A 23,885-nucleotide genomic window follows, 5' to 3' on the forward strand; every position below is an offset into this window, starting at 1 on the left:
TTTGTGAACAAGTTAAATGAAATGATGTTTAGCCAATATAACAAATATGAAATCGAAAGAGGAGAGATTGAATATGAAAACTTTATATGAAACAACAGTCATTAATACAGGTGGACGTCAAGGGATCGTACAATCGCCGGATAATGTATTTATGATGGATGTTGCTGCACCGCCTGAGCTTGGTGGACAAGTAACTACGGCTACGAACCCGGAGCAGCTGTTTGCGGCAGGATACAGCGCATGTTTTAACTCTGCATTGGAGTTCCAATTGAAGAAACATAACGTAACCATTGAACGCAGTACGGTATCTGCAACTGTAGCACTGGTAGCAGACCCGGCAGATGGTGGTGTGAAGCTGGATGTTGAGCTTGAAGTGAAAATTTTGGGTCTGGATGAGGAAACTGCAGAGAAATTTGTGAAGCTTGCTCATGATTACTGCCCTTACTCCAAAGCGATCAAAGGAAATGTTAACGTTAAAGTAGAACGTGCGTAAGTAAATCAGGACTCGAGCTTACTATTCTCAATAATGGAATATGATTAGACTAAACCTCCGAGTAATCGGAGGTTTTTCCTTTATGAATGAAGTTGGGAAAAATATAATTCGGCTCCGAAATATATTGAATGTACGGTGAAAATTTAATAAATGTAAAAATGTTGAAACTTTAGCAAATGGGTCTGCGTATATGGATATAAGAAAGTTCACAATTAACGAAGCTAACCCATTATCGCAGTCGCTGAAAGAGAGGTGCAGCATGGATTTTAGAGAATTTGACAGGCCGACGGATGGATCGGAATCATATACACATCAGCAGCGTCATGAAGAACGTTCACAGCAGCTGATCTCTGGCGTAGGGAAAAGCATTTGGTGGGAGATTAGCAACTGGCTAATTCTCGGAGGTATGCTGCTGTTAATCTTTTTATTATTTAAATACGTTTTTTAGAATTGAACATGCAAATATGATTAGTTCAGCGTATCCAAAATAGGCACACAATTGGGCGTTCCCCCATATGATGCAGTATTCAGTAAGCATTAAGGGAAATGGGGAATCCGGGATGGCAAAGGCAAAGGGAAAGAAGGCTCCCGCGTTAAAAAGTGATAAGTTGCGTGTATCCATGAAGCTGGTTACATCCGATGTATGTGAACGCTGTAAGACTCCCTGCTCACGAGGCACGGAATATGCCTCACGAATGAGAGAAGGCGGGGCAGTCGGCAAAGGGGTTCCCTGTATTCTAACCCGTCATGTATCCTCTTGAGACTTCGTCTAATAGCGTATATATAATAAGTGGCATACTAGGGTATCCTGACAGCGGGATAGCCTTTTTTTACGTTTCCCAAAGCGTGGTAAATATTTTGGATAAAAAATGAAAAATGATGAAAAACAGCGCAACTTTGTAGCCGCGTTCGCAGTATAAATGTACAAACAAGCAAACAGCAGGGGAGGGAATATTGACGGAATGAAATGGAAAAGAGTACTGCTGTGTGTCATGGTATTCTCCTTGCTGGGCGGGTCTTTGTTATTTGCGGACGCTGTGAACGAGAAGATTCGCGTGCTCATTAACGGCAAGGAAGCATCTGACGGAGGTTATTTGATTAATGGAACGACATATGTACCTGTTCGGGAGGCAGGAGGGCTTGCTCGGTGGGATAACAGCAGCAAGCGGGTAACGGTAATTAAGCCTAATGTACATATTTTTCTCTTTAAAGGAGACACTGTGTTTGGGAATGTTAATGTGGGCAAATTGAAATTCAATGTGTTCTCACAAGTAGACAGCCTGACTGCAGATGTGGCCGCCGTGAAAGTCACGATCACGGACCCGAGCGGTCAGGTGAAAGATATTCAGGCTCAGGATCTGACGACACAGAAGGATAACTTCTGGTTCCGCACGTATGATTTCACATATGATTTTAGTCGTGCAGGCAAGTACCAGATCGGTTTTCATATTAAAGAAAATGCAAACAGCAGCTATGTTCTGGTGGCCGAAAAAATCATTACAGCCCTGAACAATTAATGGCGCAGTAACGCTGTGCGTTAAATTGACCTGGCTCTGCGAACATGTTACGATATGCAGGGTTACACATTTTCTATTGATGAAGCGAGGTATTACAATGAGCGATCACAAACACGAGCATGGAGATAACTGCGGATGCGGTCACGACCATGATCACGATCATGAGCATGAAGAGATCCTTCTCACGCTGACCGACGAGAACGGTCAAGACGTGGAAATGGTTTTGGTAGAGACGTTTGACGTGCAGGATCATGTTTATGCACTCCTGCTGGAACGCAACAATCCTGAAGCTGACGGCATCATCCTGCGTATGGAAGAAGAAGACGAGGAAATGGTGCTCTACAATATTGAAGACGAATCAGAGTGGAACCGTGTTGAAGCGGCTTACAACGAACTGGTTGCTTCTCAAGAATAGTCGATCTTTTGCAGTATAACATGAAGGCTCCTTGATTTCAGGGGGTCTTTTGTATTTTATTCATCCCGTATAACAGGATTACAATGCAATCAAACAAAAGGACCAGGAGCTTCATCCAGCCCGGTCCTTTTGCGAATCATTTGTTTTTCGTTTTTCTAGAAAATGGCGTCAGCTTCCACAATAACTTTAACGTTAGTTACGCTGCGGTCCTCCGGCCCTTTAACCGGCAATCCAACCTCAACATGGTCAATAATATAGTCGATGTTTTCCTGTGTAATAACTTCGCCCGGAAGCAGGATCGGAATACCTGGCGGGTACACATAGATGAATTCCGATATAATACGTCCAGCGGATTCCTTAAACGGAATGACCTCGGTATCTCCATAAAAGGCATCACGTGGTGTCAGCATAAGCTGAGGAATATCTGGAACCTTAACAACCAGTTCATGTGCCGGATTGACCTGATAATACGTACGGGAAAGATCCTGCAGTGCATTCAGCAAGATATTCACGCTGTCATCAGTATCACCTGGCGTGATGAGGCACAGAATATTGTACATGTCGCTAAGTTCAACTTCGATCTTATAATGCTCACGCAGCCAGTTTTCGGTCTCATAACCTGTGATTCCGAGATGACGCACATGAACTGTAACTTTGGTCGGGTCGTAATTAAAGGTTGCTTCTGTACCCAACAGTTCTTTACCGAAGCAGTACAATCCATCGATGTCATTAATCGTACGGCGTGCAAACTCCGCAAGCTCAATGGCCTTTTGTGCAATTTCGTGACCATGGAGGGCGAGATTGCGTCTCGACGTATCCAGCGATGCAAGCAGTACGTATGAGGTAGATGTTGATGTAAGCAGACTCAAAATGGTCTGTACACGTTGTGGATTGACAAAGCCGTTTTTGGTGTTCAGATTCAGAACGGAGCTCTGAGTCATTGAACCGCCAAGTTTATGCACACTCGTAGCCGCCATATCGGCTCCAGCAGCCATAGCTGACAGCGGCAGATCCTCATGGAAATGGATAAGCACACCGTGTGCCTCGTCCACCAGTACAGGCACCTGGTAGCTGTGAGCCAAGTCTACGATGGCTTTAAGGTCTGTACATACACCATAATAGGTTGGATTAATGACAAGCAGAGCTTTTGCATCCGGGTGGCGTTCAAGCGCACGGCGAATGGACTGAATGGTTACACCATGATCTATGCCGAGATTGGCATCTTGTGCAGGAGAGACGAATACGGGCTTGGCTCCTGAGAAAATGATAGCAGACAAAACGGACTTATGCACGTTGCGCGGCACAATGATTTTGTCCCCAGGACTGCATACCGATAGAATCATCGTCATGATCGCACTGCTTGTACCCTGTACACTGAAGTAGGTATAATCGGCTCCAAAGGCATCCGCGGCCAGCATCTGTGCTTCCTGAATGACACCTGTGGGTTGATGCAGGTCATCGAGTGGTGCGATATTGATCAAATCTATGGAGAAGGCGTTATCGCCAATAAATTCACGGAATTCGGTATCCGCTCCCAATCCTTTTTTATGTCCCGGAATATGAAACTGTACCGGATTGAGTGCCGCATGATTTTTCAAAGCGGTAAACAGCGGCGTACGGTGGTGATTCATCAGTGCTGTCACAACCCTTCCTAAGTAAAATGGTAAACAAAGATGAGTATAGCAAAATAAGAACCGAATGCAAGCAGTAGAAACGACATTTTTTTGAATTGGTGAGATTTGGTCGTCATCCCCCCGGTTACACTAAGTGTAGAGGACGAGCAAATGAACCTTGAAAGGGGAAAAAGAATGCAAACCGACATCAAACCAGCCAAAATCCTGAGATCGCCTTTTTTTATTGCGATGTGGCTGACACTTTTTCTGGTGGAGATTATCAAAGGGGCGCTGCTGGTCGCTGTTCTCCCCGTATATATGGATAATATTCTGGGGCTGTCCGCAGGCGTCATCGGTGTGGCTTTTGCCCTGCAGTATCTGGGAGATAATCTGTTCAGAGCACCTTCAGGCTGGGCGGCAGAACGCATCGGCTTTCGCGCTACGATGGTAACGGCTCTGATCTGTACGTTAATTGCCGTTATTATGATTCTTTTTCTCAAAAGTGCCCTCGGGCTGTCCATGGCATGTCTGATTCTTGGCATTGGTACATCACCGCTGTGGCCCTGTGCGATGACGGGAGTCACAGCAATGTCAGGCCCGCAAAATAAAAATGGTACAGCGATGGGTGCCCTGGAGATGGCGGCTTTGGGAGGAACAGGGCTTGGTCCTGTCGGTATGAATTGGCTGCTGGAACGTACCGGTCATGATTACCGTACGATCTTTCTTATCCTGATGGGCTGTGCTGTTTTGGTCATTCTTGTCGCCATGATACTGCCAGGACGTGTCGTTGTTCAGGGAGGCCAGACAGGAGAAGCGGGAGATGCTGCAGAAGGTCGAACGTCCGCGAAACAGAAGTATCCAGCCAAGCCGAATCTGCTCACCCCCTTTATACGCCTGCAGCAGAGCGTGAAGCGAACCTTACACCGGGTGCGAAGCACGCTTAATGTGAATCCGCTTGTGTATCCGGCGCTCTTCATGCAGTCATTCGTGATCGGCCTGCTTAGTCCTGTTATTACGCTGTACACTCGAACAGATCTAGGTATCTCACCGAACCTGTACAGCCTGCTGCTCATTGCAGGGGGAGGTATTACTGTCATTGCACTGCTTCCTGTAGGTAAAATGGTGGACCGATTTGGTACGAAACCGTTTTTGAACATCGGATTTTTGATGGCGGCTGCGAGTCTGTTTGCCTTCTCGGCATTAACATCCGTTCCGGTTGTTTTTGGCATCGTCATGCTTGTCGGTATCAGTTATGCCATGATACTTCCAGCCTGGAACGCGTTTGTTGCGACACTGATTCCTGAAGGGGAACGCGGGGCAATCTGGGGCTTTTTTCTAACGCTGCAGGGATCAGGTATGGTTGTTGGCCCCATCGTATCAGGACTTTTATGGGACCATATCAGTCATCCTGCGCCGTTTGCTGCCAGCGCTGTTGTGATGGCAGGACTTTTCGTGGTGCACTTTGTCTTGGCACGAAAGCCGTTCCGTACCGCCCCCACAGGGTAAGCGTGCTTCACATCGAATAAGGGAGGGTCTTAAACCGGATCATCTGATCATGGACTTAAGGACCTCCCTTTTTGGTTTGCATGGATGTCTGTGAACTGTCATTTAGTGCAAATCATATTTTATTTATATTGCCATACAGTAATGATCATAATTTCGACACGTTTGTCATTTGAGAAAATGACATTTTATACAGCAGCAGCGTTTGAAAGGTGGAACGAACAGCAGAAAAAGAAATTCCCACAATCCGATGAATATCCAGGGGCCTGCCCCTGTGCACCTGCGGAAAGCTGCAATTTGGATTCGCATTCCGTGAAAAATAGTCAAATAACCAAGTACCCTTACATAAAATGAAGTATAAAATAGGGTAAGCCGATGTAACAAAAGCGCTTGAAACATGAGGCCGGAGCAAATCCGGTACAGATGGAGGGAGTGCCGTGAACAAAAGTTATGAAGTTGAATATTGCAATCTGGAGCTGCGGTTCAACCGTCGGCATATCCAAAATCTAATTAAAGACCTAATTCGTGAGGGGTATTCACTATATTGGAGCGAGGACGAATCCTTCTTTATCCTGTCAGTCCGCACCGGACGCAAGCTGGTAAAGCTCCGTTTTCAACAGACGCGCAGCGGGAATTACAAAATGACAGGAGATTACCTGATCAAGGACGCCAAGCTCGCGGAGTGGCTGGAGAAGCTGATTGGCGATACACGCGGGCATGCTGTGGTAAAAAGATTCAAGGATCAGCAGATGACGGTGGAGAATATTTTATTTGGTGAAGTCATTCGTCTGGTGGAAGTGTCGGGATTCAAGCAGCGGGTCATATTTCAAAAGGAACCAGCGCCAACGGCGGAAGAGATGGAGGAAATGTTCCTCTCGCGCGAAGGAGAAGAGCGGCTTATGCTGCTGCGCATGGAAGTGGACGATGAACTGGAACGCCTGCATCATGCCATACAATTGAATAATGTAGAGAAAGCCGATACCTGCCGTGAAGCACTGCGGCGATTGTCCGGTCATCTGTTGATGCTGGAAGGGTGAGGCAGAAGGTGTTTGACCCTTATCATTCAAAAGGGCTGTTCCCAAAAGTCTTAAACGGTAGGGGCAGCCCTTTGATATGTAGAGAAAGGGTGGTTTGAACATTGCAATCGTCAGAGCGTTTAGCCTTCCGTTCGTCTAAGGACGCCGAGGATCGATAATGGAATCGTCGGAACCCTCCACATAAGCATCGAATTCTTCAATCCCTTGTTCCAGAATGAGATCGGCTTCATGTGCAGTGATTGGAATGACCCACAACAGGGGAACCGTCTCATGGCCCGTGTATATCTGTTCAAGAGCTTCGTTTTCTCCCCTCAATTCATCGATTAAGAGGGCATCTGCATTCCATTCTACAGGTGCTAATGCACTTGATTTCATCACACGGGGGGTGACGGAATTCGGTACATTTTCGATATGATGTGTGATCAAATCTGCAAGGTAGCTGTTGACCCGATCTGCCGTTACACCGCCTAGATCCGATTGCAGCGCAAGCATCCACTCTGCAGCGACTGATTCCCCTGAAGGCCGGATGGCTTGAGACAAGCCTACAGTAACAAAGCGAGAGATACCGGACTGCATCGCTTCAGGAAAAAAGTAAATTTCCACATGAATGTTTCGATCTGCTTTGGAAAGTACCATTCTGCTCTCAGGCATGCCCCATTCATTCATATAGGTTCCGAGAAGAAATGTTCTTCGGATATCCAGTGATAACCGTTTTTCGTTTGAAAGCTGTTCATAGGTCATTTGCAAGCCCCTCCTGATCATGATTTGCTCCTCTTCCTAATAATAACGTATTTTATGAAAATACGATGAACACATTTGCAGAACGAGGCGTTTTCTCGCTGCAGGAAGGGTATGCGGGGTTCACTTTCATACATAAAACCGTTAAAATGAGTGTATTGTTGAGATTTTTTTTCAATAAAATTAATTGGAGCAAAGGATGGAGGACCAGATGACAAAACAACAAATCGGCGTAATCGGCCTGGCAGTCATGGGTAAAAATTTGGCCTTTAATATTGAAAGCAGAGGATTTTCAGTATCGGTATTTAACCGTTCGCCTGAGAAAACACATGACCTGCTGAAAGAAGCCGAAGGCAGAAACCTGACAGGTACATTCTCCATTGAAGAATTCGTAGCCTCCCTGGAATCCCCGCGCAAGATTCTGATCATGGTGCAGGCAGGTAAAGCCACAGATGCAACGATCGAGCAGCTTCTGCCTCACCTGGATGAAGGCGACATCATCATCGACGGCGGAAATGCATACTTCCCTGATACGGTTCGCCGCAGCAAAGAGCTGGAGGACAAAGGCATTCGCTTTATCGGTACAGGCGTATCCGGCGGCGAAGAAGGCGCACTGAAAGGCCCTTCCATTATGCCTGGCGGACAAGAAAGTGCTTATAAACTGGTAGAACCGATTCTCACGGCGATTTCGGCCAAAGTCAGTGACGACCCATGCTGTACATATATCGGACCAGACGGTGCCGGACACTACGTGAAAATGGTACATAACGGCATTGAATACGGTGACATGCAGTTAATCGGAGAAGCGTATCATTTGCTGAAATCGGTACTGAACGTATCGGTAGAGGAGCTGCATGAAATCTTCACAGAGTGGAACCAGGGAGAACTTGACAGCTATCTGATCGAAATTACAGCGGATATCTTCTCCAAATACGATCCGGAAACAGGCAAACCGATGGTGGATGTCATTCTGGATGCAGCTGGACAAAAAGGAACAGGCAAATGGACAAGCCAAAGCGCGCTGGATCTCGGCGTACCTTTGTCCATGATTACGGAATCCGTATTCTCCCGTTTCTTGTCTGCGATGAAAGACGAGCGGATCGCTGCAAGCAAAATCCTGAACGGACCTAAAGCAGAAACATTCTCCGGTGACAAAAAAGCATTTATCGAGAGCGTGCGCAAAGCGCTGTTCGCAAGTAAAATCGTATCTTATGCGCAGGGTTTCGCACAGATGCGTGCTGCATCTGACGAATACGGCTGGGATCTGAAATACGGTAACATCGCCATGATCTTCCGCGGTGGCTGTATCATCCGTTCGCAGTTCCTGCAAAACATCAAGGAAGCTTACGACAAAGACGCAGCTCTGAAAAACCTGCTGCTTGATCCATACTTCCAAAACATTGTGGAATCCTATCAGGATGCATGGCGTGAAGTGGTGGCCGCTGCGGTAAAACAAGGCATTCCGGTGCCTGGCTTCTCCAGCGCATTGTCCTACTACGACAGCTACCGCACAGAGCGTTTGCCAGCAAACCTGCTGCAGGCGCAGCGTGACTACTTCGGTGCACACACGTTCAAACGTGTGGACAAAGAAGGAAGCTTCCACCACAACTGGATGGAGTAAACTTCTACGAATGAACAGAGGGACTTGGCAGTGCCGGGAGGATGCGGCACTTCAAGTCCCTCTTTCATTTTGAGATAACAACCGCCCAATGAGCCCGCATATGCAGGATAGATGCTTCGATGGAAAGCTCGCTGCAGACATGGCCTTCCCCCGTTCGCAGGGCTGTGTTATGATAGGACAAAAGTGCTCATGAAATGCTTGAATTAAAGGAGTGTACACCCTTGAGCAAGTCTAAAAATATTATTCTCATCGGCATGATGGGGACTGGGAAGTCAACCGTCGCTGACATGCTGTCACGCGAACTGGGATACACGTTAATTGACGTAGATGCCGCGGTTGAACAGGAGGAAGGTTGTACGATTCCGGAATTATTTTCCAGTAAAGGCGAGACATATTTCCGTGATGCGGAGAGCCGGATGCTGTGTTCGATGCTGGAGAATGATTCACAGGTCATTGCAACTGGAGGCGGCGTTGTGCTTCGCATGGAGAATTGTGAAGCGATGGCAGCGAATGGCTGGGTTGTTGCGCTAACGGCAGATCCCGAGGTTATTGTGGAACGGGTGAGCGGCTGTGATAACCGACCCCTGCTTGCAGGCAATGCGGAGGAACGGATTCGGACAATTATGGAAGAACGCAAAGATGCATATCGGTTTGCACATTACACAGTGGATACAACCGCGCTGTCTGCGGCTGAAGTGACTCATTTAATTTTAGCGCATTACCGCGTCTAAGCTTGTGATTAGCGAAGTTAAATAGATGAAGGCAGGAAGTGAAAACATATCAAAAACGGGCCAGATGGCCCGCTTTGAAATGTAAGGGTGTTAGGGTGATCATGTAAAGTGTAACGCTTTGAAAGGATCGCCGCCTTTTACATTAACCCTGTTTTCAGTTTTCCTGCTGCCACTGCAGCATACCGCCGACCATATTCGTACAGCCGTCGTATCCAAGCTGCTGCAGATATTCACAAGCTCGTTCACTGCGGTAACCGCTGCGGCAAATCAGAATGATTTCGCCTGATTTGTCAATCTCGGATAAACGATCTGGAATCTGTCCCAGCGGAATGTGTTTGGCACCATCGATCATGCCCTGCGCGACTTCTTCGTCTTCGCGGACGTCTATCATCTGCAGCTTCTCCCCTGCCTGTAAACGGCGGCGAAGCTCGGATGTTTGAATTTCAGCTATTTGTGTCATATTCAGGTCCTCTTTTCTATATGGACTTAACGCCTATAATGATACCCAAGCGATACAGGGGATGTCAATTTGGCCTTAACAACCTCACTAATACGATCAACGAAGGAGAGTATCATTCATGGACGTTATTGTTAACCCTACCCCTAATCTGAGCGGAGAAATTGGAGCTTTGTCTTCCAAAAACTATACGACTCGTTACCTGCTTGCTGCTGCGCTGGCGGAGGGAACCAGTACCATTCATTTTCCGGCTCACAGTGAGGACAGTGATGCGATGCGCAGATGCATTCGTGATCTGGGCGCTGTGCTGGAGGAGGATGACAGCAAAATTGTAATCCAAGGTTTTGGCAGCCGTCCTCGGGATGTGCGCGAATTAAACGTTGGCAATGCTGGCGCCGTACTTCGATTCCTGATGGGCGTTACTGCGCTTTGCCCGGATGTTACGTTCGTGAATACGTACCCCGATTCTCTCGGTAAACGACCGCATGACGATCTGATTGATGCACTTGGCCAAATGGGCGTACAGGTAGAGCATCAGCAGGGGCGCCTGCCGATCACGATTAAGGGCGGCCAAGCCAAAGGCGGGCATATCCGTGTGTCGGGCTCGGTAAGCTCTCAATATTTGAGCGCACTGCTGTTTGTGACCCCTATGCTTGCTGAAGACAGCACAATCGAGGTGCTCAACGATCTGAAATCAAAAGTAGTCATCGGACAGACTCTTGAGGTGCTTGAACAAGCGGGTATTGTCATTCACGCAAGTGACGACTACATGTCATTCCGTGTACCTGGCGGACAAGCTTACAAACCCACAACGTACACCGTTCAAGGGGATTACCCAGGTTCGGCTGCTGTACTTGCTGCCGCAGCGGTCACACAGTCTGATGTGAAAATTCTCCGATTGATGGAGCAGAGCAAACAGGGGGAGCGTGCCATCGTTGACGTACTTCGTATGATGGAAGTGCCGCTCACTCATGAGAATGATGTTGTTCACGTCCGGGGAAACGGCAGATTAAAGGCAGTTGAATTCGACGGAGATGCGGCTACTGACGCTGTATTGGCCATGGTAGCAGCGGCTGTATTTGCGGAAGGCACGTCACGGTTTTATAATGTAGAGAACCTGCGCTACAAGGAATGTGACCGGATAACGGATTATTTGAATGAACTGCGGAAGGCAGGAGCGAACGTCGAGGAACGTCAGGCCGAGATTATCGTACACGGGCGTCCGGAAGGTGTTGAGGGCGGCGTTGAGATTAATGCTCACTATGACCATCGTGTCATTATGGCGCTTACTGTCGTGGGTCTGCGTGCCAAACAACCGCTTCGTATCCGGGATGCACACCATGTAGCGAAGTCATATCCGCAATATTTTGATCATTTGCAGGCGCTTGGCGCCTCGGTTCAGTGGGTAAAAGAGTAAATTAACACGTTAAGCAGAAAAGGATGGTGCTTGAACATGGAATTTAACAACCCTACTCGCGAAGAAATTGGACACATTTTGCGCAATGCAGGCAGCATTGCTGTTGTTGGCTTATCAGACAAATCAGATCGTACCTCGTATATGGTTGCTGAGGCGATGCAGAGCAGGGGCTACCGCATTATCCCTGTTAATCCGCAGGCACAGGGGGAGATTCTTGGCGAGAAGGTGTATGCCTCACTCGCAGATATCCCGGAGCCGGTTGACATTGTTAATGTGTTTCGGCGTGAAGAGTTCTGTGCCGAAGTTGCTCGTGAAGCTGCAGCGATCAAGGCGAATGTGCTATGGCTCCAGCTGGGCATTCACAACGATGAGGCTGTTCAGATTGCCGCTGAGAACGGTATGACGGCGGTAACCAATCGCTGTATCAAAGTAGAAGATTCCATCGTTCTACGCGGCGCTGGGCGCGGCTAAAAGGCCGTGCTGTCGTCATGAATTTGTTTATGGCATCGCATATTCAACTTAGGATTAATGAGCATCCCGTGACTTTTCAAAATCACGGGATTTTTCATGTTCAGCGTAGTAAAATGAGGTTGAAAATATAAGGAGGATGGAATACAGATGAGAAGGTGTTTTAAAAAAGCAGTCATGCTGCTGCTTGTTGTTGTATGTGCAGCAGCTTTACGACTAGAGGCCCCCGTTTATGCAGCGAATGAAGCGATTCATGCAACGGATGTGTGGACAAGTCAATCACTTTTCGCTGCACCTGCCAAGAAGCCAGAAGTGAAATGGGGATTGGATTTTAAAAATTATGTACGACACTTGGTTGTGGATTCTAAAGGCACGCTCTATGTGATTTCACATCATTTTGGTCATCCGTTATTGACGGCCGTCACACCACAAGGCAAAGTGAAGTGGGCTAAACGATTAGAACATATTAATAGCATATCAGACATGTATTTGTACAATGACAGTTCTCTGGTTATTCTTGGTAATGATATTCCCGAACGAGGTAGGAGTTCAGAGGATTTTGGAACGACGAGTATATCGAACTACACATTAAACGGAGAACAGATCTGGGAGAAAAGATACAAGGATTACACAGCTAATTATAACGTGGATGTTAGTAAGGATGGAGTTATTATTTTTACGGCTTCTTATGTACAAGTTATACATAACAATAAGCCTATAAGTCAGGGAGAAGATATTAAAGAAGAGAAAAGATTGATCGGCGTTAATATGGACGGCAGTGAGAAGTTTAACAGTCTTCTTGGAACAGAGATCAATTTAAGTCCTTTTTTTGTTGTCTCTGACCCAATCTTTGTTAAGGATCGGATTTTTTTGACCTTGTCCTCCTTAAGCAGTATCAGAGAGAAAGGCAGAGTGAAATCAGGTGAATTGATTCAATACAACCTAGAGGGTAAAAAAATATCAGGTACCCGGTATACAGGGGAGAATCTTCAGAGTCCGATTTATGATAATCATCAGATTTATGTGGTGGGAAACGATGACCTTCATATTTTTGATGCTCAGGGTAAGCTGAAGAAAACCGTTAAGGGAGGTTTCCAAAGTACAAGTAACTCACTTGCCCCTTCAATCAGCAAGCAAGGTGACGTCATATTTGGAACAAATATTTATCATGCCCTGAGCAAGAAAGTAACCAGTTTTAACAAAGAGAATCAAACCTATTTTACCAGTGAACCCATTATTGATCGTAACGGCAATCTAATCTATCATTACAAAAACTATGCTAAAAATATAAACGTTCTGGTTTCCATGAAACTAGCCACATCCAAAATCAATTGGAAAATAAATATTAATCATAATTTAGGCGACCAGTGGCTAATTTCAAGGGATGGAACAATATATGTAACTGGAACTAAACTGCTGGCTATCCGATAAAAATGTAACCTTGTATTCAAAGTGGAAAGGGGATTTTCTTCCCCTTTTTTACTTTACAAAACGCGGTGTAAAGCTTACCATCTAGGATAGAAAGGAGAGGTCGCCATGAATTGGCTCGGATCCTTGCAGCAGCTCGGAAGAGCAGTTATGCTGCCTACAATGGTCCTTCCCGCTGCAGCTATTTTGCTCAGTGTGGGCAGTCTGCCCTGGAACGCTTGGGGATTGGATATCGTTGGTGAAGTGTCTACCGTGGCCGGACACGGTATTTTTTATTTTTTGCCGTATTTGTTCGCAGTCGGCGTGGCGCTCGGACTCTCCAACCAGGCCGGGCAAGCAGGACTTGCAGCACTGGCTGGTATTGTCATCTATGATCAGGTTACCCGGAATTTCGGAGATGGTACGGTGCAGCCTGCTTCACTGATTGGAATTATACTCGGTGCATTAGCCGGTTTAACGCATAATCGGTTTAAAAGCATTAAACTGCCTGAAATCCTTCAGTTTTTCGGGGGCTCAAGGTTTGTTTTGTTAATTGTCGGGCTCTGTTCTGCCCTTTTTTCCTGTTTTATGTTATGGATAGCTCCCATGCTGCAGCTGGGACTGAACGCGATTGCGACATGGGAATACAGCCTAGGCGGTTTCGGGTTGTTTATCTATGGCGTGTTATACCGGGTACTGGTTGCCTTCGGACTTCACCATCTGCTCAATAATGTTTTCTGGTTCCAGTTGGGAACCTACGAAACGCCTGGCGGCAGCATCGTGCAGGGTGATTTGCCGCGATTTTTTGCAGGCGATCCGACTGCCGGATTTTTTATGGCTGGACTGTTCCCCATTATGATGTTTGCTATCCCTGCCATTGCCTTTGCGATTATTCAGGAGGCCAGGGAAGACCTGAAACCAAAGATCAGGAAAACGTTCCTGACCTCTGCGCTTGTCTGCTTCTTAACTGGCGTGTCCGAGCAGATTGAGTTTGCTTTTCTCTTCGCGGCGCCATATCTGTTTATTGTACATGCAGTGATGTCCGGGGTGGCCATGTGGCTCAGTTACTGGCTGGATATAAGGCACGGCTTTTCCTACTCGGCTGGCGTCATAGATTACATACTCAATTTTCATCTGTCTGAGAATGCTTGGAAGCTGATTCCGATTGGCATACTATATGGGCTGGTCTATTATTTCCTGTTCCGCTGGGCGATTCGCACGTTCAAGATACCAACACCGGGACGGGAAGAAGGATCGATGCTGGAAGATTGGGTTGGCAATATCCCGTACCAGGCTCCATTGGTGTTGGAAGCATTGGGCGGGAAAAGCAACATTGTGCAGGTTGAGGCATGTATTACACGCCTGCGCCTGACGGTTCACGATGATCGGCTGATTGATACAGGCGCAATGAAAAACCTGGGATCAGCCGGGTTGATCAAACTTGGCGGCGGAAACGTACAGGTGGTATTCGGTACTTATTCCGAGCTCATTCGGGAAGAAATTGCGAAACTGCTTGAACGTGATCTGCAGCAAGTGCTGTTTGCCGCACCCGTGCAGGGTAAGATGTTGCCGATTGAAGAGGTGCCGGATCAGATTTTTGCGGCCAAACTGGTTGGAGACGGCGTTGCTTTTGTACCGGAGCGGGGAGAACTGGTGTCGCCTGTCTTTGGAACGATTATGCATCTGTATCCAACCATGCACGCCCTGGGTATTTCCACACGGGAGGGGCTGGAGGTCCTGCTGCATATCGGGATCGACACTTCACAGCTGAAGGGACATTTTGAAGCATTTGTGCAGGAAGGGGACACGGTAGAACCTGGACAACTGCTCATCAAATTTGATCTGGCTGTACTGCGTGAACAGGCGGCATCACTCACGACTCCAATGGTTATTACGAACCCGGATCGTGTGAAATCATGGAGTTTTGCTCCATTCAAGCAAGTGAAGAAAGGTCAGGCATCCGTCATGTCCGTGGTGCTCTATGACAGGAACGTTGGAGGGGTAGAATGAAGATACAAGGCATCAATGGAGCTGCAGGCATCGCCATCGGCAAAGCATTTGTCCTGCCCAGCTGGGAATGGGACCTGCCCGATCAGAAGATGGATTCGGTGGATCTCGCCCAGGAATTCGAACGGCTGTACGAGGGGATACGGACATCGAAGGATGAGATTGAATATATCAAAAACGAGTTCAAGGAAGTTGTGGGTCCAGAGGAATCCAGCATCTTTGATGCTCATCTGGCCATCCTCGAAGATCCGGTTTTCATGAACGAAATTCGCGGTATTATCGAACGTCAGTACAAAGCGGCAGAGGTTGCGGTAAAAGAAGCGATAGACCATTTTGTCACCATGTTTGACCTGCTGGAGGACGAATATATGAAGGAACGGGCGATCGACATCAAGGATGTCGGCAACCGCCTGCTTAAACATCTGCTGGGTGCCCCGGAGATTACGCTGCCTTCAGATACGCAGCCTTATATTCTCGTTGCCAAAGAACTTTCGCCATCGCAGCTGGCCCATCTCAATCCAAGCTATGTTCTGGGGATTGTAACCCTGATTGGCGGTAAGACGTCTCACTCGGCTATTATGGCGCGTGCACTCGGCATTCCTCTCGTTTCTGGACTTGAAGCGAGTCTTGGCATGCCGGTAGAGACGGGAGACATGCTGGTAGTGGATGGCGATAACGGTCTGGTATTTACGGAGCCGGACCGCAAAACCATTGAACGATACACTATGCTGCGCAGTAAGGAGCTGAAGAAAAAAGAACAGCTGCAGGTCCTTGCCACCGTGGATGCAGTGACCAAAGATGGGGCAGTGCTGCAGCTCGCTTCCAACATCAGTTCCGTGAAGGAACTGGATTTGGCGTTGAAGCACGGAGCCAAAGGAGTAGGCTTGTTCCGAACCGAATTCCTCTATATGGACCGTGCTGCATTCCCCGGAGAACAGGAGCAGTATGAGGTATACCGGCTGGTGGCAGAGAAAACAGCAGGGCAGTCCGTTGTCATTCGTACTCTTGATATTGGGGGCGACAAACAGCTTGATTATTTCGAATTGCCTGAGGAAGACAATCCGTTTCTGGGGTATCGTGCCATTCGAATCAGTCTAGACCGCAAAGATCTGTTCAAAACACAGCTGACTGCCATCCTGCGCGCAAGCGCGGCAGGTAATGTGAAAATTATGTATCCGATGATTTCATCGGTCGAAGAGCTTCAGCAGGCTAATGAGGTCCTTCGGGAAGCGATGGCTGATCTCGATGAGCGCGGCTTGGCCTATGATCGCAATATTCAGGTGGGCATCATGATTGAGGTTCCTGCAGCTGTGATGATTGCAGACCTGCTTGCGGAAGAAGCTGACTTTTTCAGTATCGGGACGAATGATCTGGTCCAATATGTACTGGCTGTAGACCGTATGAATGAACAGATTGCCCATATGTATCATCCGTATCATCCGGCGGTGCTGCGGATGCTGCGGACGACTGTAGACGCTGCACATACGGCAGGCATTGACGTCAGTGTCTGTGGCGAGATGGCGGGGGACGAGCGTTCCATACCATTATGGCTTGAACTGGGAATTCGTCACCTAAGCATGTCGCCTCAATCACTGCTGCGTGTGAAGCATCGGGTCTTGAATACAACTGCTGCGGAAGCTAAAGAGGAGGCCCGTAAATGCTTTGCTTTGAGAACGAGCAGCGATATCGAGGAGCGTTTGCAAATATTCAACGATGCAAGCGGCAGTCCTGACGATCACAGCGGCTCCAATGCATCTTGAATGATCTGAAGTTTTAACAGACGTATAATCCCTTTAAATTAATATATTCACTTTTGTACCACTTTTTACAAAAGATATCAAAAACCGCCATGCATTGGATTGCATGGCGGTTCTTTTTATTGATCTCGAGTTTTCGATTTTTGTATTCATGGCGTGCAGTTTTTATTTGAAGCTCTCGCAGCAAGTGCATCACAGAATGCTTTGCCGTAAGGGGGAAGATCCGGTGGCCGACGAGCGGAGATGATATGTCCGTCAACAACGACAGGTTCATCTTTCCATACTGCGCCTGCATTTTCCATGTCATCCCGAATACCAGGCGTAGAAGTTACGGTAACCCCATCCAGGATTTTGGCAGAGATGAGCACCCACCCTGCATGGCAGATTTGTCCGATCGGTTTGCGGTCGGCATGCATTTCTTTGACCAGTTCGAGTACCTTGGGATAACGCCGTAATTTGTCAGGAGCCCAGCCGCCAGGGACCAGGATTCCATCATAGTCGGAGCTGTTCAGCTCTTCAAAACTGTATTCGGCTGCAGCGGGAACACCATATTTGCCGATGTAGGTTTTACCTTTTTGTTCACCGGCAAGATGCACTTCTGCACCCTCTTCACGAACACGGTGTACCGGATACCACAGCTCCAGATCCTCGAATTCTTCATCGACCAATGCAATGATTTTTTGCCCAGTTAATCTCATATTTCAGCTCTCCTCCAGCAGTGATTTGTCATCTTGTGTCTTATATTGTACCAGATTCGCTGTGCTGCTTCATACAAGCGCATTTACCACCTGAATGGAACGTTTTCAAACCAATCGAAACCAGCATTCGACAGCCTTGATCTGGGGACAGTGGTAATTTGTGCAACCTTTAGTTTACAGCAGGATTTAAGCCGAAATAGGTCGAATGGTACATACATAGAGATGAGATCGAATGAGGTGATGGTTGTGCGCAAGTCGTGCAGATGTGGACATGTAATGGAATTGGAATTAAGAACGGTGGTTTACGCCAAAAAAGTAGAAATACGAAACGTACCCGTCTTTGCGTGTGCGGACTGTATATCCTACGAAGTGCTTCAGCCGGTCAAAACGGATTTGACGGAATGTATCAGCAAACTTGGAGATCAGCCGGTGAAGCAGGACGTATCTTTTGGAGAGCAGAATGAGCTGGCCGATTTGTTTCATGAGCAGCTGCTTGCCTGGCCGGATGCATCGGATCAGGAGATGGAGTATCGAATGAAAGAGGCCGTGGAAGAGCGGATTAATCTGCTGCTGGACATTATGGGCTGTGCACACAAAACAGGTGACAAGGCGTGGGCTGAAGATACGGAGCGCAGACTTGGCCAGTTATCCGGTTTTGTATGGCATGCGCATTTCTCAAATGCCGTCTAGTTTTGACGTGCGAAATGCTTGTTTTCATGAAAATTGGATTTTTCGCTCACTTTTTGTTAAGATATCGAAGAGTGAAAACGCTCAACACGGCGTTATGGCTGATTAAAGGGGGATGTATAACGAATGGCTGACATGACTAAAATGACAAGTATTGAACAGCTAAACTCCGCAGTGCAGGCGACGGAGGATCAACCCTTACTTCTATTCAAGCACAGCACCCGCTGTCCAATCAGTGCGCATGCTTATCAGGAGATGAATGATTATCTGCATAACTCTCCTAATGAAAGCGTGAAATACGGTATTATCTATGTGGTGGAAGATCGCCCGGTATCTAACGAAGCCGCCGAGAGGCTGGGTGTTAAGCATGAATCTCCCCAAGTCATATTAATCAAAAATGGCACACCGGTATGGCATACTTCTCATTCGGAGATTACCAGCAGGAGGCTTGCTGACACTTTAAGTGAGGCTTAGAGCCTATTTTAATTGATTAATGCTATAATTTGTCGTAATATAAATCTTAATGAAAATGGAATGAAAATTTACTGGTAATGGAGCGAAGTACTGTGACGGTAACCATTTATGATGTGGCACGTGAAGCCGGAGTGTCTATGGCAACGGTATCACGGGTAGTCAATAACAACCCTAATGTCAAACCGCAGACGCGGAAAAAAGTATACGAAGCAATTGAACGGCTCGGATATCGTCCTAATGCGGTAGCCCGGGGTCTGGCGAGCAAAAAAACAACGACGGTCGGAGTCGTTATACCGGACATTTCGAACTCGACCTTTGCGGAGATTGCCCGCGGAATCGAAGATATCGCGAATATGTATCATTACAATATTATTTTGTGTAATGCCGACAAGAAGAAGGAAAAAGAAATTCGCGTAATCAACACACTGCTCGAGAAACAAGTCGACGGATTGCTCTTCATGGGCGGAACCGTAACGGATGAACATATTCAGGCGTTCCAGTCTGCAGCAGTGCCAATCGTATTGTGTGCTACGAGTGATGAGAAAGGCACGTTCCCTTCCGTTGATATTGATCATGAGGCGGCCGCATTTGATGCAGTCAATACGCTGATCCGTCACGGTCACAAGGAAATTGCAATGATTAGTGGTACGCTGCAGGACCCGGCTAACGGTTTTGCCCGTTTCCAAGGTTACAAGAAGGCTCTGGAAGCAGCGGGGATCGAGTACCAGGAGGATCTGGTACGCATCGGTAACTACCGTTATGAGTCTGGTGTAGAAGCTATGAAATATTTCCTTGGATTGAAGAAAAAGCCGACGGCTATCTTTGCTGCAACGGATGAAATGGCAATTGGTGCGATTCACAGCATTCAGGATGACGGCCTGAAAGTACCGGATGATTTCTCTATCATTAGTGTGGATAACATCCGTATGGCTTCCATGGTACGTCCGCAGTTAACGACGGTTGCTCAGCCAATGTACGATCTTGGCGCGGTTGCGATGCGTTTGCTGACCAAATTGATGAAGAAAGAAAATGTGGAGAATCCGAGAGTGATTCTGCCTCATGAAACGATTCTTCGTCTGTCTGTAAGTCACGCCGGTTAAGCTGCGGCATTAAGCAGTAGAAAGGGAGAAGGAATTCTCTCTACATAACGTTTAGTTGTGCAGAAGCTCCGGAAACGGAGCTTTTGTGCTGAAAACTGCTTTTGGGCAGGATATGACTTGTTCTCATATCAAGAGGATCGGAAACAGGGAGGATACAGCAATGCGTGAAACGATAGGTATTATAGGCGCTATGGATGAAGAAGTAGAGCTTTTGCTCCAGGGCATGAAGCAGCAGGAGACGGTGAAACAGACCGGCATTACCTATGCTGCTGGTGAATGGCTTGGCAAGCAGATCGTTGTATGCAAGTCAGGCGTAGGGAAAGTAAATGCGGCGGTAACTACCCAGATTCTGATTGATCGCTTTCAAGTGGATCATGTCATCTTCACAGGTGTTGCCGGAGCCGTTCATCCAGAGCTGAACATTGGGGATATGGTGATTTCTTCGGTATGCGTGCAGCATGACATGGACGTCACGCCGCTGGGATTCGCACGTGGAGTGATTCCGTATCAGGAGACCTCGGCATTTCCGGCTGAGCCTTCGCTAATTAAGCTGGCCGAAGAGGCGTGTAAAGCCCAGGGAGCGCATTACTGGATAGGCAAGGTGCTGTCAGGGGATCAGTTTATTGCCAGCAAAGAGACCGTAAATATGCTCTTTACAGAGATGGATGGAGCTTGTGCCGAGATGGAGGGGGCAGCCGTTGCTCAGGTATGTTATATGAACCGTGTACCTTTCGTTGTGCTGCGCAGCATGTCTGACAAAGCTGATGGTTCCGCACATGTAAACTTTGCCGAGTTTACAGTACAGTCCTCTCAGCGTTCCCACCGCATTGTTGCGCATATGCTCGAACATATGTGATCTTCGACACCTAGACAAAGCTGTAAGGCCATATAAGCCTCATAGGCCAAAACACAAACAAACCGCCTTACAGATCGCTTTCCATTACGCTGGAGAACGGTCTGCAGGACGGTTTTTGTATGTATTCGTTCCACATCATTCTTTTAATACATAAATCGATGGCGGAAGCGCACGCGGTCAAACTGTTCTTCCGAGGTCATAGGAACCTTACTTCCAATGCGAACCATTAGGCAGTTTGCAGGGTGAGAGCAGATCTCGGGATCATCTGTAGCATACCAGGTCATATCAATGTTTTGCATCAGCCGCTCCATCATTTTTCGGTAATCCCATACCGTCAGTCCGCTTCCCTTCAGGTCCCAGTGCCAGTAATATTCTGTCGTGAAAATAATATAGTTTTCCATATATTTGTCTTCCATGGCCGTAAGCAGCATTTCACGTCCAACCCCGAGGGAGCGATAGTCATCTGCGACTTCAATGGCTCCAAGCTCAATAAGGTCCGTCATATTGCCTTCAGACCAGCGTTCGCATTCATCAGCATAATGAAAAGTAACATATCCGATGATTATTTCATTTTCATGTGCAATGATAATTCGCCCCTCTGGTAATCCGGCAATCTCGGCAAGGGCTTCCTGCTGATCGGCCGGGCGCCGAAAGGCATCCAGATCTGAATGGAAAGCCATGCTCGTAATCTGTTCTGCAGGCACAGGACCCTCAACGGTAATTCGGCGGCCGGACTTGAGAATGGAACGTATATGATGCTCCTTGATATGCTCCATGGTTCATACCCCTCTCTCCCCCTACTTATAACAAAAAACCAAAAAAATGAAAAGCCATAGACGATGTTTGATTAAATTTGATATAATTGCGTTGACAAAAATTGTTCACAATTCAATACCATTTTACGTGCATCGGTTGGTAAAGGCAGTACATGATGAGAATTTCTCTCTCTACTAATGTAAGCGCTAACTGGAAGTTCAGTCAACACAAAGGCAATACGAATGAACCCTGAAGGGAATCGAATGTCGAGTTGAAGGAGGCTGGCAAGCATGAGTCAAGCACATAATGAGATGCTGCAAACGGTGGTGTCTGAATCGAATCTGGGCGATTACACGGAAGCCAGAAGCCGGTTCGATTGGGAAACGGTAGAAAGGCACTTTACGTGGCACGCCAGCGGAAAAGTGAATATGGCACATGAGGCGATTGATCGCCATGTTCTGGAAGGAAGAGGCGGGAAGACGGCACTGCTGTACAGCGATGCTTCCCGAGAGGAAGCTTATACCTTCGCTGATCTGAGCGAGCAGTCCAGTCGTTTCGGGAATGTACTGCGTAAGTACGGCATAGCCAAAGGAGATCGTGTCTTCATTTTTATGCCGCGGAGTCCGGAGCTCTATTTCAGTCTGCTCGGTATTTTGAAGGTGGGCGCTGTAGCGGGGCCTTTATTCGAGGCTTTCATGGAAACGGCAGTGAAGGATCGGCTGGAGGACAGCGGTGCTGCTGCACTTGTGACCACGCCGGAGCTGCTCGGACGGATCAAACGTGCCGAACTGCCTGAGCTGAAACATATCTTTGTCGTTGGTGGCGGCCCACAGACAGAAGCAGGACTGATTGATTTTGATGCGGAGATGGCTGCGGCTTCGGATGATATAGAGGTAGAATGGCTGACGCGTGAAGACGGATTGCTGATTCATTACACTTCAGGTTCTACTGGGAAACCAAAGGGAGTATATCACGTTCAGAACGCGATGATTCAGCATTATTATACAGGTAAGGTTGTACTAGACCTGCGCGAAAACGATGTGTACTGGTGCACCGCCGATCCAGGCTGGGTAACAGGTACCTCCTATGGTATTTTCGCTCCTTGGTTGAACGGCGTAACGAATGTGATCCGTGGGGGGCGTTTCAGTCCACAGGATTGGTACAGTACCATTGAGAAAAACAAGGTAAGTGTATGGTACAGTGCTCCCACGGCATTCCGTATGCTGATGGGGGCAGGAGACGAGACGATTGCCCAGCATGATTTGAGCAGTTTGCGCCATGTCATGTCGGTAGGGGAACCGCTGAATCCGGAGGTCGTACGTTGGGGTTGGAAGGCGTACGGGCAGCGAATTCATGATACGTGGTGGATGACCGAGACGGGAGCACAATTGATCTGCAACTACCCAGGCATGCCGATTAAGCCGGGTTCGATGGGGCGCCCCCTGCCGGGGATCGAAGCGGCAATTATCGATGATCGTGGACAGGAGCTGCCGCCATACAGCATGGGCAATCTGGCCATTCGTACACCTTGGCCATCAATGATGGCCAAGATCTGGAACAATCCAGCCAAATATGAAGAATATTTCAGACTTACAGGCTGGTATGTATCCGGGGATTCGGCGTACATGGATGAGGACGGATACTTCTGGTTCCAGGGACGCATTGATGATGTCATTAACTCCTCTGGCGAGCGGATTGGTCCGTTTGAAGTGGAGAGCAAACTGGTAGAGCATCCAGCGGTTGCTGAGGCTGGTGTCATCGGCAAACCGGATGTAACACGTGGCGAGATCATTAAGGCGTTTGTCGCACTCCGTGAGGGGTATGAGGCCACACCTGAATTGAAGGAAGAGATCTATCGATTTGTAAAAGAAGGCTTGTCGGCTCACGCGGCACCGCGTGAGATTGAATTTAAGGAGAAGCTGCCAAAGACACGTTCAGGCAAGATCATGCGCCGTGTATTGAAGGCATGGGAGCTTGATCTGCCGACGGGTGACTTGTCTACAATTGAGGACTAATCAAGCAAGATAGTACTGATTGGGGAATTCCAAGATTCATTTTAAAGACCAGCCACCGGATATACACACACCAAAACACAAGAAAAGCCGCATGCCAGTGTAATCACTGAACATGCGG

At 47.7% G+C, this 23,885-nt stretch carries 23 protein-coding genes; 18 read left to right on the forward strand and 5 right to left on the reverse strand.

What is annotated here, in order from left to right; genetic code table 11:
* The first annotated feature begins 73 nt into the window (after nucleotides 1-73).
* From ABXS70_RS06610 to ABXS70_RS06625, 4 genes are all read left to right on the forward strand, one after another.
* On the forward strand, nucleotides 74-493 hold the full coding sequence (locus tag ABXS70_RS06610; protein WP_184190451.1) for an organic hydroperoxide resistance protein: 420 nt from the start codon (nucleotides 74-76) through the stop codon (nucleotides 491-493).
* Nucleotides 494-752: 259 nt separating this feature from the next.
* A complete protein-coding gene (locus ABXS70_RS06615) occupies nucleotides 753-941 on the forward strand; it encodes a hypothetical protein (RefSeq protein WP_342551976.1) in 189 nt (62 codons plus the stop codon).
* Between the two features lie 514 nt (nucleotides 942-1,455).
* The gene (locus ABXS70_RS06620; RefSeq protein ID WP_342551975.1) at nucleotides 1,456-2,010 is read left to right on the forward strand and encodes a copper amine oxidase; all 555 of its coding nucleotides are present in this window, start codon (nucleotides 1,456-1,458) and stop codon (nucleotides 2,008-2,010) included.
* 97 nt (nucleotides 2,011-2,107) lie between these two features.
* Nucleotides 2,108-2,425, forward strand: a complete 318-nt coding sequence (locus ABXS70_RS06625) for a DUF1292 domain-containing protein (protein WP_366294874.1) — start codon at nucleotides 2,108-2,110, stop codon at nucleotides 2,423-2,425.
* Between the two features lie 155 nt (nucleotides 2,426-2,580).
* Here the strand turns inward: ABXS70_RS06625 and ABXS70_RS06630 are convergent, their stop codons facing one another.
* Complete coding sequence (locus ABXS70_RS06630; protein WP_342556394.1) at nucleotides 2,581-4,056, reverse strand: aminotransferase class I/II-fold pyridoxal phosphate-dependent enzyme; 1,476 nt, start codon at nucleotides 4,054-4,056, stop codon at nucleotides 2,581-2,583.
* Nucleotides 4,057-4,233: 177 nt separating this feature from the next.
* Between ABXS70_RS06630 and ABXS70_RS06635 the strand changes: the two genes are divergently transcribed.
* Nucleotides 4,234-5,544: an MFS transporter gene (locus ABXS70_RS06635; protein ID WP_342551973.1), complete on the forward strand. Its 1,311-nt coding sequence runs from the start codon at nucleotides 4,234-4,236 to the stop codon at nucleotides 5,542-5,544.
* Between the two features lie 434 nt (nucleotides 5,545-5,978).
* Nucleotides 5,979-6,578, forward strand: a complete 600-nt coding sequence (locus ABXS70_RS06640; RefSeq protein ID WP_342551972.1) for a hypothetical protein — start codon at nucleotides 5,979-5,981, stop codon at nucleotides 6,576-6,578.
* A gap of 135 nt (nucleotides 6,579-6,713) precedes the next feature.
* On the opposite strand, the gene ABXS70_RS06645 is transcribed toward ABXS70_RS06640, so the two are convergent.
* On the reverse strand, nucleotides 6,714-7,319 hold the full coding sequence (locus tag ABXS70_RS06645) for a suppressor of fused domain protein (RefSeq protein WP_342551971.1): 606 nt from the start codon (nucleotides 7,317-7,319) through the stop codon (nucleotides 6,714-6,716).
* Between the two features lie 208 nt (nucleotides 7,320-7,527).
* On the opposite strand from ABXS70_RS06645, the gene gndA reads away from it, so the two are divergent.
* Both gndA and ABXS70_RS06655 read left to right on the forward strand, forming a co-directional pair.
* Nucleotides 7,528-8,937 carry an NADP-dependent phosphogluconate dehydrogenase gene (gndA, locus tag ABXS70_RS06650; RefSeq protein ID WP_366294879.1) on the forward strand — a complete coding sequence of 470 codons (1,410 nt, stop codon included), beginning with the start codon at nucleotides 7,528-7,530 and terminating at the stop codon, nucleotides 8,935-8,937.
* Between the two features lie 221 nt (nucleotides 8,938-9,158).
* Nucleotides 9,159-9,668 carry a shikimate kinase gene (locus ABXS70_RS06655; protein ID WP_342551969.1) on the forward strand — a complete coding sequence of 170 codons (510 nt, stop codon included), beginning with the start codon at nucleotides 9,159-9,161 and terminating at the stop codon, nucleotides 9,666-9,668.
* A gap of 154 nt (nucleotides 9,669-9,822) precedes the next feature.
* Here the strand turns inward: ABXS70_RS06655 and ABXS70_RS06660 are convergent, their stop codons facing one another.
* A complete protein-coding gene (locus tag ABXS70_RS06660) occupies nucleotides 9,823-10,128 on the reverse strand; it encodes a rhodanese-like domain-containing protein (RefSeq protein ID WP_342551968.1) in 306 nt (101 codons plus the stop codon).
* Between the two features lie 118 nt (nucleotides 10,129-10,246).
* Between ABXS70_RS06660 and aroA the strand changes: the two genes are divergently transcribed.
* The 5 genes from aroA (at nucleotide 10,247) to ptsP (ending at nucleotide 17,184) form a co-directional block, all read left to right on the forward strand.
* Nucleotides 10,247-11,542 carry a 3-phosphoshikimate 1-carboxyvinyltransferase gene (aroA, locus tag ABXS70_RS06665; RefSeq protein WP_342551967.1) on the forward strand — a complete coding sequence of 432 codons (1,296 nt, stop codon included), beginning with the start codon at nucleotides 10,247-10,249 and terminating at the stop codon, nucleotides 11,540-11,542.
* 36 nt (nucleotides 11,543-11,578) lie between these two features.
* The gene (locus ABXS70_RS06670; protein ID WP_342551966.1) at nucleotides 11,579-12,013 is read left to right on the forward strand and encodes a CoA-binding protein; all 435 of its coding nucleotides are present in this window, start codon (nucleotides 11,579-11,581) and stop codon (nucleotides 12,011-12,013) included.
* Between the two features lie 147 nt (nucleotides 12,014-12,160).
* The gene (locus ABXS70_RS06675) at nucleotides 12,161-13,441 is read left to right on the forward strand and encodes a hypothetical protein (protein WP_342551965.1); all 1,281 of its coding nucleotides are present in this window, start codon (nucleotides 12,161-12,163) and stop codon (nucleotides 13,439-13,441) included.
* A 105-nt stretch (nucleotides 13,442-13,546) separates the two neighbouring features.
* Complete coding sequence (locus tag ABXS70_RS06680) at nucleotides 13,547-15,427, forward strand: glucose PTS transporter subunit IIA (RefSeq protein ID WP_342551964.1); 1,881 nt, start codon at nucleotides 13,547-13,549, stop codon at nucleotides 15,425-15,427.
* Nucleotides 15,424-17,184 carry a phosphoenolpyruvate--protein phosphotransferase gene (gene ptsP, locus ABXS70_RS06685; protein ID WP_342551963.1) on the forward strand — a complete coding sequence of 587 codons (1,761 nt, stop codon included), beginning with the start codon at nucleotides 15,424-15,426 and terminating at the stop codon, nucleotides 17,182-17,184. Before ABXS70_RS06680 ends, ptsP begins: the two co-directional genes overlap by 4 nt.
* Nucleotides 17,185-17,330: 146 nt before the next feature.
* On the opposite strand, the gene ABXS70_RS06690 is transcribed toward ptsP, so the two are convergent.
* Nucleotides 17,331-17,879, reverse strand: coding sequence for a type 1 glutamine amidotransferase domain-containing protein (locus ABXS70_RS06690; RefSeq protein WP_366294886.1), 549 nt, complete (start codon nucleotides 17,877-17,879; stop codon nucleotides 17,331-17,333).
* 276 nt (nucleotides 17,880-18,155) lie between these two features.
* Here ABXS70_RS06690 and ABXS70_RS06695 point away from each other — a divergent pair, with 276 nt between their 5' ends.
* The 4 genes from ABXS70_RS06695 (at nucleotide 18,156) to ABXS70_RS06710 (ending at nucleotide 20,996) form a co-directional block, all read left to right on the forward strand.
* Entirely contained in the window at nucleotides 18,156-18,569 is a 414-nt protein-coding gene (locus tag ABXS70_RS06695; protein ID WP_342551961.1) for a hypothetical protein, read from the forward strand.
* Nucleotides 18,570-18,692: 123 nt separating this feature from the next.
* Nucleotides 18,693-19,040, forward strand: coding sequence for a bacillithiol system redox-active protein YtxJ (gene ytxJ / locus ABXS70_RS06700; RefSeq protein WP_342551960.1), 348 nt, complete (start codon nucleotides 18,693-18,695; stop codon nucleotides 19,038-19,040).
* 92 nt (nucleotides 19,041-19,132) lie between these two features.
* Nucleotides 19,133-20,140, forward strand: coding sequence for a catabolite control protein A (gene ccpA, locus ABXS70_RS06705; RefSeq protein ID WP_090923671.1), 1,008 nt, complete (start codon nucleotides 19,133-19,135; stop codon nucleotides 20,138-20,140).
* Nucleotides 20,141-20,300: 160 nt separating this feature from the next.
* Nucleotides 20,301-20,996: a 5'-methylthioadenosine/adenosylhomocysteine nucleosidase gene (locus ABXS70_RS06710; protein ID WP_366294890.1), complete on the forward strand. Its 696-nt coding sequence runs from the start codon at nucleotides 20,301-20,303 to the stop codon at nucleotides 20,994-20,996.
* A gap of 143 nt (nucleotides 20,997-21,139) precedes the next feature.
* Here the strand turns inward: ABXS70_RS06710 and ABXS70_RS06715 are convergent, their stop codons facing one another.
* A complete protein-coding gene (locus tag ABXS70_RS06715; protein ID WP_342551958.1) occupies nucleotides 21,140-21,772 on the reverse strand; it encodes a GNAT family N-acetyltransferase in 633 nt (210 codons plus the stop codon).
* A gap of 270 nt (nucleotides 21,773-22,042) precedes the next feature.
* Here ABXS70_RS06715 and acsA point away from each other — a divergent pair, with 270 nt between their 5' ends.
* Nucleotides 22,043-23,767, forward strand: a complete 1,725-nt coding sequence (gene acsA / locus ABXS70_RS06720) for an acetate--CoA ligase (protein ID WP_342551957.1) — start codon at nucleotides 22,043-22,045, stop codon at nucleotides 23,765-23,767.
* The last annotated feature ends 118 nt before the right edge of the window (nucleotides 23,768-23,885 follow it).

Source organism: Paenibacillus sp. AN1007 (assembly GCF_040702995.1).
GTDB lineage: Bacteria > Bacillota > Bacilli > Paenibacillales > Paenibacillaceae > Paenibacillus.

Bases quoted from the DNA above. Each gene is read 5' to 3' on its own strand.
- ABXS70_RS06610 (WP_184190451.1), top strand. From the start codon at position 74: ATGAAAACTTTATATGAAACAACAGTCATTAATACAGGTGGACGTCAA.
- ABXS70_RS06615 (WP_342551976.1), top strand. From the start codon at position 753: ATGGATTTTAGAGAATTTGACAGGCCGACGGATGGATCGGAATCATAT.
- ABXS70_RS06620 (WP_342551975.1), top strand. From the start codon at position 1,456: ATGAAATGGAAAAGAGTACTGCTGTGTGTCATGGTATTCTCCTTGCTG.
- ABXS70_RS06625 (WP_366294874.1), top strand. From the start codon at position 2,108: ATGAGCGATCACAAACACGAGCATGGAGATAACTGCGGATGCGGTCAC.
- ABXS70_RS06630 (WP_342556394.1), bottom strand. From the start codon at position 4,056: ATGAATCACCACCGTACGCCGCTGTTTACCGCTTTGAAAAATCATGCG.
- ABXS70_RS06635 (WP_342551973.1), top strand. From the start codon at position 4,234: ATGCAAACCGACATCAAACCAGCCAAAATCCTGAGATCGCCTTTTTTT.
- ABXS70_RS06645 (WP_342551971.1), bottom strand. From the start codon at position 7,319: ATGACCTATGAACAGCTTTCAAACGAAAAACGGTTATCACTGGATATC.
- gndA (WP_366294879.1), top strand. From the start codon at position 7,528: ATGACAAAACAACAAATCGGCGTAATCGGCCTGGCAGTCATGGGTAAA.
- ABXS70_RS06660 (WP_342551968.1), bottom strand. From the start codon at position 10,128: ATGACACAAATAGCTGAAATTCAAACATCCGAGCTTCGCCGCCGTTTA.
- aroA (WP_342551967.1), top strand. From the start codon at position 10,247: ATGGACGTTATTGTTAACCCTACCCCTAATCTGAGCGGAGAAATTGGA.
- ABXS70_RS06670 (WP_342551966.1), top strand. From the start codon at position 11,579: ATGGAATTTAACAACCCTACTCGCGAAGAAATTGGACACATTTTGCGC.
- ABXS70_RS06675 (WP_342551965.1), top strand. From the start codon at position 12,161: ATGAGAAGGTGTTTTAAAAAAGCAGTCATGCTGCTGCTTGTTGTTGTA.
- ABXS70_RS06680 (WP_342551964.1), top strand. From the start codon at position 13,547: ATGAATTGGCTCGGATCCTTGCAGCAGCTCGGAAGAGCAGTTATGCTG.
- ptsP (WP_342551963.1), top strand. From the start codon at position 15,424: ATGAAGATACAAGGCATCAATGGAGCTGCAGGCATCGCCATCGGCAAA.
- ABXS70_RS06690 (WP_366294886.1), bottom strand. From the start codon at position 17,879: ATGAGATTAACTGGGCAAAAAATCATTGCATTGGTCGATGAAGAATTC.
- ABXS70_RS06695 (WP_342551961.1), top strand. From the start codon at position 18,156: ATGGAATTGGAATTAAGAACGGTGGTTTACGCCAAAAAAGTAGAAATA.
- ytxJ (WP_342551960.1), top strand. From the start codon at position 18,693: ATGGCTGACATGACTAAAATGACAAGTATTGAACAGCTAAACTCCGCA.
- ABXS70_RS06710 (WP_366294890.1), top strand. From the start codon at position 20,301: ATGCGTGAAACGATAGGTATTATAGGCGCTATGGATGAAGAAGTAGAG.
- ABXS70_RS06715 (WP_342551958.1), bottom strand. From the start codon at position 21,772: ATGGAGCATATCAAGGAGCATCATATACGTTCCATTCTCAAGTCCGGC.
- acsA (WP_342551957.1), top strand. From the start codon at position 22,043: ATGAGTCAAGCACATAATGAGATGCTGCAAACGGTGGTGTCTGAATCG.